Consider the following 10,830-nt stretch of genomic DNA (forward strand, 5'->3'; position numbering starts at 1 on the left):
CGTTTCACGTACGACGGGTCAGCGCCCGCGCATGCTCCGCTCCCGGCCGGACCGGCGCTCGGAGCCGGCCTTCGACAGGCCCCGGCTGACCAGGTAACCACCGGTCAGGATGCTCAGGAACAGCCACGTCTGGCTCGGGTTGTTGATGTTCAACCCGTTGGCGGTGCTGCCCTTCCAGAACGCGGCGATCACGAGGAGCGCGACGGCGGCGGCGTAGACCCAGAATTCCGTCGTCAGGAACGCCTGCTTGGTCTCCGTACCCGGCGACGGCATCGGGTCTCGGTGCCCGTCACGCATTGCCGGCATCTGCTGCGTGTCCCGCATCATGGCGGGGTTCTGCGGGTCGTTCATGGGCCGGTTCATCGGCCTGGTGGAAGCAGCCTGCGTGCTCATCTGGTCCTCCTCAGGATGCGATGAGTCGTACCTGCCTACCCTCGCCCCGCTACCGCGTTTCGGCCACGGCACGGTTCGCTTGCACGGCGGGGACGCCCACCGACTACCCGAGGCCGCCGACCAGGTAACACTCCCTGGCCCGGAAAAGAATCGACGACGCGCTGCCGCGCCCGCATCACGCCCGGTCGCGAGAAGTGTCCGTTTCCAAGGCGTACGAGTGCTGCGGGTTTCGTCCACGGGAGGTCGGGCACGCAGTCGGTTCCACAGCTTCTGTGAGGTGATGGACGTGCGTGAGGACGACATGCGGCAGGAGGCCGCCCGCCAGGCCGAGAACCGGATCGCCGGCGGCGTGTACGGCGAGGGCGCCCTCGATGAGGTGACGGTGCCCCCCACCGACGTGGAGTCCCAACTCCAACGTGACGACCCGCTCGACCCGGCGCAGGAACGGGTCGACCCGCGGGTGCTGCACGACGGCGGCCCGGTCGGCGGGCAGGGCGCGGTGACGACCACCGGTGGCACCGCCGGGCCGGCGAGCGTGCGCCGGGTCGCCCGCCAGCCGGAGCGACACCCCGGCAAGGTGGCGCCGACGACCACCGGCGACGCCACCACCGGCGGCCTGAGCACGCCGACCGGCGGCAGCACCAGCGACCAGTCCACCTCGGCGACCGGTCCGGGCAAGTCCATCCGGGACCGCTCGACCGACCGGCGGTGATCCCACCCGTGCCCCCGCCGACCAGCCGGTCAGCGGGGGCACGTCGGGTGTCGGGTCAGCCGCAGGGGCGCAGGACGCCCAGACGCTGGGTGGCCCGGGTGAGCGCCACATACAGGTCACTGCGCCCGCGCGGCGACTCGGCCACCATCCGGTCCGGGTCGACGACCAGCACCGAGTCGAACTCCAACCCCTTCGCCTGGGCGACGGTCAGCACGACCACCCGGCTCTCCAGCTCCGGGTTTTCGCCCACCGTGGCCTCAGGCAGCGCGGCGGTCAGCGCCGCGCCGAGCGCGTCGACCCGGCTGGCCGGCACGATGACGCCGACCCGGCCCTCGGCCAGCCAGGCGGCCTCGCGGGTCACCGCCGACACCAACTCGGCGGGTAGCTGCCCGTCGGGCACCGCCCGGTCCCACGGGGGTACGCCGCTCTCCCGCACCGAGCGGGGTGGCCGCAGCGCCGGGTCGATCTCGGTGAGCACCTCGGCGGCGACCGCCATGATCTCGGCCGGCGTGCGGTAGCTGACCGTCAGTTCGGTCAGTCGCCACCGCTGCGCCACGTACGGGGCGAGGGCGTCGGCCCAGGAGGGCGTTCCGGCGAGCGCGCCGGTCTGCGCCACGTCTCCGACGATCGTCATGGACCGGCTCGGGCAGCGGCGCATCAGCAGCCGCCACGCCATCGGCGACAACTCCTGTGCCTCGTCCACGATGATGTGGCCGAACGCCCACGTGCGGTCGGCGGCGGCGCGCTGCGCGGTGGTCAGCCGGTCGGCCTCCTCCTGCCGTTCCAGCAGCCGATCCGCGTCGATGAGGTCGGTGACGCCGAGGATCTCACCGCCCTCGGCCTCGTCCTCCACGTCGATCGACCGGGAGCCCCGGGCGATCTCCAGCACACCCTCGGCGTACTCCCGCTCCATCAGGCGGATGCGCTCGCGCCGGGCGGCGGCGGCCCGCTCGTCCTCGCCGAGCAGCTCGGCCGCCTCGTCCAGCAGCGGCACGTCGGCGGGCGTCCAGCCGCCCGGGTCGCGGCGCAGCAGCGCCCGCTCGTCGTCGGTGAGCATCGGCGCGGCGGCGGCGATCCGGTCCGGGTCCGCGTACAGGTCCGCGAGCAGTCGCTGCGGGGTGAGCACCGGCCACAACCGGTCGAGTACGGCCTGGATCTCCGTCTCCTCGCGCAGCTCCCGACGGATCTCGGCGCGGTCGGCCTCGTCGAGCAGGTTGTCGCCGCCCAGCGGGTCGGCGCCGATCCGCTCGGCCACCTGGTCGGCGAGCGCGTGCACGATCTCCACGTCGAACAGCGCCCGCGCCAGGTTGTGCGGACGGTCGGTGCGGCGTACCCGATCCCGCGCGACGCGCACGGTCTCCGGATCGAGGGTCAGCACCTCGCGCTCCACCTCGATCTCCAGCGGCTCGTCCGGCACCCACTGCCGGTCCCGCACGGCGAGGGCCAGCACCTCGGCGAGTACGGCGCGGCCCTTGAGCGCTGCGGCCTGGGCCGGCTCGGCGCGCTGGGCGCTCACTCCGGGGAACAGGTCGCCCTGGGTACGCAGCAGCACGCCCGTCTCGGCCAGCGTGGGAAGCACCTGGGAGATGTAGCGCAGGAACGTCGCGTTCGGCCCGACCAGCAGCACGCCACGGCTGGACAGCTCGCGTCGGTGTGTGTAGAGCAGGTACGCCGCCCGGTGCAGCGCGACCGCGGTCTTGCCGGTGCCGGGGCCGCCCTGGACCACCAGCACGCCGGGCAGGTCGGCGCGGATGATCCGGTCCTGCTCGGCCTGGATGGTCTCCACGATGTCGCGCATCCGGCCCGTCCGACCGGCGTTGAGCGCGGCCAGCAGGGACGCCTCGCCGGTCAGCTCCTCGTGCCCGCCGGGGGAGGCGCTGTCGATGTCGAGGACCTCGTCGTTGAGCCCGGTCACCTTGCGCTGGCGGGTACGCAGGTGTCGGCGACGGCGTACGCCCTGGGGGTTGGCGGCGGTGGCGAGGTAGAACGGCCGCGCGGCCGGGGCCCGCCAGTCCATCAACAGCGGGTCGTAGTCGCCACTGGTGTCGAAGATCCCGATCCGGCCGATGTAGCGGCGGGAGTCGTCGTCGCCGTCGAGCCGCCCGAAGCAGAGGCCATTCTCCACGGCGGAGAACTGCTCGACCTGGTCGGCGTACATGGCCACGGAGCTGTCGCGCTGGGAGCGGTCCTGCAGGGTGCCGCCGGTGTTGCGCAGCTCGGCGGTGAGCCGGTGGGCGGCCTGCTCACGCAACCCGTCCAGACGGTCGTAGAGCATCGAGACGTACTCCTGCTCGCGGCCGATCTCGTCGTCGAGCGGCAATTCACCGGTACCGCCGGAGTGCCTTGACAAGCCGTCTCCCTAAACGTTAGAATCCAATGCTAGAACGGCATTTAATGCCGTTCTTTTTTGTGCCCTCGAATTGTCGAAGATAGCGCGGCGGGCCCGCTGTCACCAAGCCGACGGGGCCGATGCGGGTCACACAGGTACGCCGGGCCGACCGTGTGGTCGACCCGGCGTAGGGAGTGTGCGGAGATCAGCCGCGCGCCACCTGGTAGAGCCGCTGGGGCGTGACCGCTCCGGCGAGCACCCGCCCGTCGTCGGTGAGCAGCACGCTGAACAGCTTGCCGGTGAGCAGCCGCCCGCTGCCCCAGTCGCCGCTGACCGCCGGCAGGCCACCGAGCAGCTTCGACAGGTCGGCGTCCGGGGCGGCGTCGGCCGGCTTCTGGCCTGCGGCGGCGTCGAGGCGGGCGACCAGGACGGTGGTCCAGCCGTCGCCGACCGTCCGCACCTGGGGGTCCTTACCCGGCGCGACGTGTGCCGGCCGGCCGGCGGTCGGCCGCTCGGCGGTCTCCTCGGTGACGCTCACCCCGGGAGGCGGGTTGAAGGCGAACTGGTCGGCGTCGGGGCGGCGGTAGTCGACCTGGGTGAACGCCATCTCGAAGGCCGGCTGGTCGCTGCCGGAGGCGAGCACCTCGAAGCGCAGCGGCACGTGCTGCTTCGCGTCGATGGCGATCCGGAGCTGGTGCACCAGCGAGTCACGGTCACGCGGCGCGAGCACCAGCTCGTAGGCGTCCCGCCCGGCGACGGTGGCCGAGCGGCCGACGCTGACCTCGGTGCTCGGATCGATCGCGCTCAACGCCAGGTCGGCGGCCTCCCGGGGAGTGGCCGGCAGGCTCGGCGTCGCCTCGGGCTTCGCGGCGCCCTTCGAGTCGCCCAGGGCGCGGTGGCGGGCGGTGTTGCCGCGGCTCTCCCAGGTCCACACGTCCCGACCGTTGCGGATGATGTCCCGCTGGCCGAGCGTGTCCACCAGCGCGACGCGCTGCCGATCCGGGCCGGAGTACCACACCCGCAGGGTGTGTGTGCCGCTGAGCAGGGCAGTCAGGTCGTTGCCGGGCATCAGCCCGACGAGCGGCGGCAGGCCGAGGTCGGCGCGTTGCACGACCGTGCCGGACAACCCCTCCAGGGAGGAGGTCTGGAGGTCCACCAGGAGCTGGGCGGCGGTACGCGGCGGCAGGCTCGGCTCGGCCTCGGCGGCGAACGTGCCGACGGCGGCGCCGCCACCGATGACGGCGACGCCGGCGGCCACCGGGACCAGCCACCGCAGGACGGGACGACTTCTCAGGATCGACATGGTGCACACCTCCTGCCCGACATCCTGCCCGGTCGGCGCTGTGAACGCGCTGAGGACGCCGAACCGCGAGTTGTGACCCGGGTGGCACCCTTGAGGTGTGCGGTTGTTGGTGGTGGAGGACGAGGCCCGGCTGGCGGCTGCCCTGCAACGCGGTCTGCAGGCCGAGGGGTCCGCGGTCGACGTGGCGGCGACCGGCCCCGAAGGCCTGGACGCGGCACGCCACGGTGGGTACGACGCGATGATCCTCGACGTCATGCTGCCCGGCCTCTCCGGCTACGAGGTGGTGCGCCGGCTGCGCGCCGAGCAGCACTGGTTGCCGGTGCTGATGCTGTCCGCCAAGGACGGCGAGTACGACCAGGCCGACGGCCTGGACTGCGGCGCCGACGACTACCTGACCAAGCCCTTCTCGTACGTGGTGCTGCTGGCCCGCCTGCGGGCGCTGCTGCGCCGGGGAGCGCCGGAGCGCCCCGCCGTGCTGGCGGTCGGCGACCTGCGGCTCGATCCGGCCCGTCGGCGGGTGACCCGGGCCGACGCCGAGGTGACGTTGACGGCGCGCGAGTACGCCCTGCTGGACTATCTGATGCGCCGCCCCGGCCAGGTCATTTCCAAGATCGAGCTACTGGACCACGTGTGGGACGCCAGCCTGGAGACGGCGCCCAACGTGGTCGAGGTGTACGTCGGCTACCTGCGTCGCAAGCTCGGCCGGGATCGGCTGGAGACCATCCGGGGCGCCGGCTACCGGCTGGCGACGTGACCTCCGCCGGCCCGCCGCGCGGCTGGTCGCCCCGCCGGGGCCTGCACGGCCTGGGGCTGCGGGGCCGCCTCCTGGCGCTCGGCGTGTTCGGCCTCACCATCGGTCTCGCCCTCGGCGGGGTGGTGCTGCTCGGCGCGCTCCGTTTCGTGCTCCAACGCAACGTGGACACCGAGGCGTTCCGGACCGCCGACGCGGTCGCCCTGCTCGCCGCCGAGAACGCGCTGCCCGACCCGCTGCCGGTGGCTGGCGGGCAGGTCCGGGTCCAGGTGATCGACGCGCAGGGGCGGGTCCGGGCGGCCTCGATCGACGCGGACCGGCTGGTCCCGATGGCCCGCCCGGAGTGGTTGGACACCGGCCACCGTCAACGCCTGGACGTTCCCGCCGAGCGGGTCGGGCTTCGCGGACCGGTCCGGGTGGTCGCCGTACCCGCCGGCACGTCGGCCGATCCGCTCACCGTGCTGGTCGCCCGCTCGATGGCCGATGTGCGGCAGAGCACGCACGTGGTGCGGACCATCCTGCTGGTGGCGTTCCCGCTGCTGGTGGTGGTCCTGGCCGGGGTGGCGTGGCGGGTGGTCGGCGCGACGTTGCGTCCGGTGGAGGCGCTGCGACGCGGCGCCGAGGAGATCACCGGTCGGGCCGGCGCCGGTCGACTTCCGGTGCCCGCCTCCGCCGACGAGATCCATCGGCTGGCGGTGACCCTGAACGGGATGCTGGGCCGGTTGGAGTCGGCCCGAGCCCGGCAGCGGGCCTTCGTCTCCGATGCCGCGCACGAGCTGCGGAGCCCGCTGGCCAACATCCGGACCGAGTTGGAGGTGGCCCAGCGGCTCGCCGACCGGACGGACTGGACGGCGGTGACCGCCAACCTGCTCGCCGACACCGAGCGGTTGAGCCGGCTGGTCGACGACCTGCTGCTGCTGGCCCGCCTGGACGAGATGCCGGCGTCGCGGGGCACCGGCCCGGTCGATCTGGCGGCGCTGGTGAGCGAGGTCGCCGCCCGCTATCCGTCGCCGCCGGTGCGGGTGGAGCCGTCGCCGGGCCCGCTGTGGACGGCCGGGAACGAGGCGGAGCTACGGCGGGTGCTGGCCAACCTCGTCGACAACGCGGTCCGGCACGCGCGGAGCAGCGTCGTCCTCGCGGTCGAGCCGCACGAGACCGCGTACCACCTGGTGACGGTGACCGACGACGGCCCGGGGATCGCGGCGGCCGACCGCGGCCGTGTCTTCGACCGGTTCACGAGGTTGGACGACGGCCGGGGCCGCGACCACGGCGGCGCCGGCCTCGGCCTCGCCATCGTGTGGGAGCTGGTCCGCCGCGCGGGCGGCACCATCACCCTGGCCGACGCCGACGGCCCGCACGGCCTACGGGTACGCCTGCTGCTCCCGGCGACGCCGGCACCGACCGTTGCCCGACCCTGAGTACGGCGGACGTCAGCGGCGGCGGGTGCAGACCTGGTTGGCGCTCGCCACGGTGTCGGTGGACCAGACGACCGCGACGGTGAAGCAGTAGTCGTTGGCGCGGTTCAGCGCGTACACGATGTAGCTGTCGGTCCCGGCGGGCAGCGTGGCGATCGCGGTCTTCTCCTGCCCGGCCCGGCCGGCGGAGACGATGACCGGCCCCTCACCGCCGGCCGGGTACGTCCAGCGCAGGGCGATGTTGTCCCGGTTGTCGCGCAGCGACACCGTGCCGGGCGGGGTGCCCGGCACGGCGGCCGGCGCGGTCGTGCCGGTGGTCGGGGCGCCGGTGGTCGGGGGCGCGGCCGTGCCGCTCGGGCCGGCGCTCGGTGCCGGCCCGGACTTCGGGTCGTCGCCGACGCGGGCCACGCCGGCGATCACCGCCGCCGTGCCCAGCAGCACCACGACCACGCCGGCCACCAGCACCGGCACCAGTTTGTTGCGTGCCGCTGCCGGCGCCCGGTGCACGGGCACCGGCAGCAGCCGCGACGGCGTGTACGGCGTCAGCGACGCCGACGGTCGGTCCGGTTCGGCCGACGCGCCGGGTCGGTACAGCCGGTACACGCCGGACGACTCTTCGGTGCCGCCCGTGAACCCGGCCACCGACGGGGGCACCGGCGCGGCGGTGGGCTGCGGGACGGGATCGTCCGCCGGGTCCGGCGGCCAGCGGAAGTTCGGTTCGTCGGTTGGCGGCCAGCGGACCTCCGACGATCCCTCCGGCTCGTCGGCCGGCGGCCAGCGGAAGTCGGGGGAGCCGTCCGGCTCGTCGGCCGGTACCCGTGGGTTCGGTACCGGGCCGCCGCTGGAGACTCCGGAACCAGCCAGGCCCTCGTCGGTACGGCCGGCGGGAGCAGCGGCCTGCGGGGCCGGCGGGTAATAGGCGGCATCGAGCGGCGGATCGGGCTGCGGCGGCGGCGTGCGCGCGGCCGGCACCACCGGTGCGTCCCGGACGGCGGACGTGTCGTCGGCGCAGACGTGGTCGGGGTTGGCGGCTGCCCGGGCCAGCGCCGCCACCTGCAGGGCCAGCGGATCGTCGGCGCTCAGATGCTGCCGGCACAGCTCGCGGGCCAGCGCGAGGTTGTCGTGCGCCTCGGCGAACTGCCCGCAGTCGCGCTGCATCGAGCCGAGCCGGGCCAACATCTTGATGCCGCTGGGGTGGCCGTCGCCGTACACCTCGCGGTGCAGCTCCCAGGCGTCCTGGAGACGGTCGCGGGCGACCGTGCACTGGCCCCGGGCGTACTCGACGGTGGCCAGGTCGGCGTGTGCGGCCAGCACCCGCAGTGACTCGGGACCGTCCTGCGCGGTCAGCTCGATGATCACGTCCTGGTACAGCCGGGCGGCCCGGGAGTGACTGCCCACCCGGTGCAGCACGGCGGCCAGGGTCGCGGCGGCGGCCACCGTGCGGGGGTCGGAGCGGCCGTGCAACCGGGTCGTGGCCGCGTACGCGAAGGCGGCCCAGCCGCGGGCGGAGTGCGGCTCGCCGAGGGCGACGAGCACCCGCGCCTGCAGGCTGGCCGCCTCGGCCAGCTCCGGCGTGGCGTTGGCCGGGCGGGGGTCGGCGTCGGTGAGCGCGTCGGAGAGCAGCCGTTGGGCACCGGCGATGTCGCCAGCGGACACGAGGTGGTGCGCCTGGTCAGTCAACTCGTCGAAGCCGGAGGACACGCCCCATCGTGCTCATCCGACGACGGTAAGTACAAGACCCGCGCCGGTGTCGATCGGTCAGGATCTGCTCAGGTGCTCGGCCAACGTCTCGCTGATTCGGCGTAACTGGTCGACCTGGGCGGGGCTCAGCGCGTCGAAGAGGTGCCGGCGTACGCCGTCGACGTGGCCGGGCGCGGCGGCGGCGAGGGTGGCGAAACCGTCGTCGGTGAGCACCGCGATCTGCCCGCGCCGGTCGGTGGGGCAGTCCTCGCGGCGCACCCAGCCGGCCTCCTCCAGGCGGGCCACCGCGTGCGAGAGGCGGCTGCGCGACGACCCGGCCGCCTCGGCCAGCTCGCTCATCCGCAGTTGCCGACCGGGCGCCTCGGAGAGCCGGACCAGGATCTCGTAGTAGGCGTGCGGCATTCCGGCATCGCGTTGCAGCTCACGGTCGAGCGTGTCCATCAACGCTCGGGAGGAGGCGAGGAACGCCCGCCAGGTGCGCTGCTCGTCGGGGTTAAGCCAGCGGGTCATGACGGCCATCATACTCCCGATGGTTGAACGCTCAACCAAACGGCGCTAGAGTGGGGTCATGGGTATCCACCGGCTCAACCACGCGGTTCTCTACGTCAGTGACCTCGCCCGCAGCGTCGCCTTCTACCGCGACGTGCTGGGCTTCACCCCGGTCGCGATGACCCCGGACGGTTTCCGGGGCGCGACGTTCCTCCAGGCTCCCGACTCCACCAACGACCACGACCTCGGCCTGTTCGAGATCGGCGCGGGCGCCGGGCGCTCGACCGCCGGCCGGGCCACCGTCGGGCTCTACCACCTGGCGTGGGAGGTCGACACCCTCGACGAACTGGCCGCCACCGCCGAGCGGCTCGCCGCCGCCGGGGCGCTGGCCGGCACGTCCGACCACGGCACCACCAAGAGCCTCTACGGGCAGGACCCGGACGGGCTGGAGTTCGAGGTGGTCTGGCTGGTCCCGGCCGACCTGCTCGACGACGCCACGTTGGCCGCCCGCAAGCGGATCGGCCGGCTCGACCTGGCCGCCGAGCGGCAGCGCTACGGCGGGCAGACGCGCGGCGGCGTGGGGATCTCCGTCCCGGCCTGAACGGCCATGGGGTAGAACGGACCGGTGCCAACCAACCGGACCGCCGACGTCCTCCGCGAACTCCTGGTCCGCCACCTGGCGACCTGGTTGCCCGTCGCCCTGCACCGCTCCCGCCGCGTGACCGTCGCGCTGGCCTGGGCCGGCGCCGACGGCGGTGGCGCGGAGGCGGCGCTACGGGCGGTCGTCGGTCACGCCACGCAGGTACGCGGCCGGCAGGTGACCATTTTGGCGCTGGCCGACGAGGCCAGCGACCTGCCGGCCCGGCTCGGACCGGTCGAGGCGGAGTTGCCTCCCGAGGTGACCGTGCACCTGCTGCCCGGCGGCCCCGCCCGGCTTCCGGTGGCGCTGAAGGCGGCCGCTGCGGCCGGGGCGCCGCTGTTCTGCTTCGTCGACCTGTCCGGCCCGGCGCACGCCGAGGTGTTGCGCGCCTGCGCCAACGGCCGCAACGGCGAAGTGCTGCTGCACGCCACCACCAGCGCCCGCCCGGCCCTCGGCCTCGCCGGCTTTCCGCTGGTCGCCGAGGTGGCACCGGTGGTGGAGGCGGACGGGGGAGTGGGCGACGCTTCCGCCGACGGGGACGACGAGGCGGCCGGCGTGATCGCGTTCGGGAGCCGGTCGGACCGGAGCCTGGAGGCGGTCCGCGACGCGCTCTGGACGGTCGGCGCCGGCCTCGGGGTGCGCTACCGCGATCCGGCCGACCCGACGGGCACACCCGTCGACGTGGCCGAAGACCCGGACCGGGAACCGCTGGCCCGGGAGTTGCTGGCCGAACTGCGCCGCAACGGACCGCGCCCGGTCACCGAGCTGCGCCGGCACACCCTCACCGCGACGGTCTACCGCGCCACCGACGCCAACCAGGCCCTCACCACCCTCCTGGTCGAGGGCAAGGTAACCCGAGACCGCGAGTCCGGTCGCCTGGCCGGCGACGAACTCATCACTCCAACCCCCTGAGACCCCCGCGATCTTGCACTTGCTGCGGCGACACAAGGGACGTTCCCGCGCGGAACGTCGACCGAAAGTGCAAGATCGACGAGATGGAGGGCGGGGGGTCGGGGCGGAGACGCCGCGCGGGGGGGGGGGGGGTGAGCCGCTGGGGGGGGGGCGCGGGCGCCCCTAATAAGCGGGGTGGGGGCCCG

The 10,830-nt window shown here is 73.9% G+C and carries 10 protein-coding genes; 5 read left to right on the plus strand and 5 right to left on the minus strand.

Annotated elements, in window-relative coordinates; all coding sequences use genetic code 11:
• Positions 1-18 precede the first annotated feature (18 nt).
• Complete coding sequence (locus tag AB0J36_RS21965) at positions 19-393, minus strand: hypothetical protein (RefSeq protein ID WP_357123104.1); 375 nt, start codon at positions 391-393, stop codon at positions 19-21.
• Between the two features lie 286 nt (positions 394-679).
• Here AB0J36_RS21965 and AB0J36_RS21970 point away from each other — a divergent pair, with 286 nt between their 5' ends.
• On the plus strand, positions 680-1,105 hold the full coding sequence (locus tag AB0J36_RS21970) for a hypothetical protein (protein ID WP_355051819.1): 426 nt from the start codon (positions 680-682) through the stop codon (positions 1,103-1,105).
• 55 nt (positions 1,106-1,160) lie between these two features.
• On the opposite strand, the gene AB0J36_RS21975 is transcribed toward AB0J36_RS21970, so the two are convergent.
• Both AB0J36_RS21975 and AB0J36_RS21980 read right to left on the minus strand, forming a co-directional pair.
• Positions 1,161-3,380 (minus strand): ATP-binding domain-containing protein, encoded by a 2,220-nt coding sequence (locus tag AB0J36_RS21975; RefSeq protein ID WP_357123407.1) that lies wholly within the window; start codon positions 3,378-3,380, stop codon positions 1,161-1,163.
• 259 nt (positions 3,381-3,639) lie between these two features.
• Positions 3,640-4,737, minus strand: a complete 1,098-nt coding sequence (locus AB0J36_RS21980) for a sigma-E factor regulatory protein RseB domain-containing protein (protein ID WP_363661057.1) — start codon at positions 4,735-4,737, stop codon at positions 3,640-3,642.
• 97 nt (positions 4,738-4,834) lie between these two features.
• Between AB0J36_RS21980 and AB0J36_RS21985 the strand changes: the two genes are divergently transcribed.
• Positions 4,835-5,491, plus strand: coding sequence for a response regulator transcription factor (locus AB0J36_RS21985; RefSeq protein ID WP_363661058.1), 657 nt, complete (start codon positions 4,835-4,837; stop codon positions 5,489-5,491).
• 71 nt (positions 5,492-5,562) lie between these two features.
• Positions 5,563-6,906 (plus strand): ATP-binding protein, encoded by a 1,344-nt coding sequence (locus AB0J36_RS21990; RefSeq protein ID WP_363661061.1) that lies wholly within the window; start codon positions 5,563-5,565, stop codon positions 6,904-6,906.
• Between the two features lie 12 nt (positions 6,907-6,918).
• On the opposite strand, the gene AB0J36_RS21995 is transcribed toward AB0J36_RS21990, so the two are convergent.
• Together AB0J36_RS21995 and AB0J36_RS22000 are read right to left on the minus strand one after the other, a co-directional pair.
• Positions 6,919-8,604 (minus strand): tetratricopeptide repeat protein, encoded by a 1,686-nt coding sequence (locus AB0J36_RS21995; protein ID WP_363661059.1) that lies wholly within the window; start codon positions 8,602-8,604, stop codon positions 6,919-6,921.
• A gap of 57 nt (positions 8,605-8,661) precedes the next feature.
• A complete protein-coding gene (locus AB0J36_RS22000) occupies positions 8,662-9,123 on the minus strand; it encodes a MarR family transcriptional regulator (RefSeq protein WP_357123413.1) in 462 nt (153 codons plus the stop codon).
• A 49-nt stretch (positions 9,124-9,172) separates the two neighbouring features.
• Here AB0J36_RS22000 and AB0J36_RS22005 point away from each other — a divergent pair, with 49 nt between their 5' ends.
• Both AB0J36_RS22005 and AB0J36_RS22010 read left to right on the plus strand, forming a co-directional pair.
• Positions 9,173-9,694 carry a VOC family protein gene (locus tag AB0J36_RS22005; protein WP_357123116.1) on the plus strand — a complete coding sequence of 174 codons (522 nt, stop codon included), beginning with the start codon at positions 9,173-9,175 and terminating at the stop codon, positions 9,692-9,694.
• A 24-nt stretch (positions 9,695-9,718) separates the two neighbouring features.
• Positions 9,719-10,645, plus strand: a complete 927-nt coding sequence (locus tag AB0J36_RS22010; RefSeq protein ID WP_357171360.1) for a hypothetical protein — start codon at positions 9,719-9,721, stop codon at positions 10,643-10,645.
• The last annotated feature ends 185 nt before the right edge of the window (positions 10,646-10,830 follow it).

Source organism: Micromonospora sp. NPDC049662 (genome assembly GCF_040675055.1).
Classification (GTDB): domain Bacteria; phylum Actinomycetota; class Actinomycetes; order Mycobacteriales; family Micromonosporaceae; genus Micromonospora.

What these genes read in the sequence shown, in the direction of transcription:
- AB0J36_RS21965 (WP_357123104.1), bottom strand. Translation starts at nt 393, where the DNA reads ATGAGCACGCAGGCTGCTTCCACCAGGCCGATGAACCGGCCCATGAAC.
- AB0J36_RS22000 (WP_357123413.1), bottom strand. Translation starts at nt 9,123, where the DNA reads ATGGCCGTCATGACCCGCTGGCTTAACCCCGACGAGCAGCGCACCTGG.
- AB0J36_RS21980 (WP_363661057.1), bottom strand. Translation starts at nt 4,737, where the DNA reads ATGTCGATCCTGAGAAGTCGTCCCGTCCTGCGGTGGCTGGTCCCGGTG.
- AB0J36_RS21975 (WP_357123407.1), bottom strand. Translation starts at nt 3,380, where the DNA reads ATGCTCTACGACCGTCTGGACGGGTTGCGTGAGCAGGCCGCCCACCGG.
- AB0J36_RS22005 (WP_357123116.1), top strand. Translation starts at nt 9,173, where the DNA reads ATGGGTATCCACCGGCTCAACCACGCGGTTCTCTACGTCAGTGACCTC.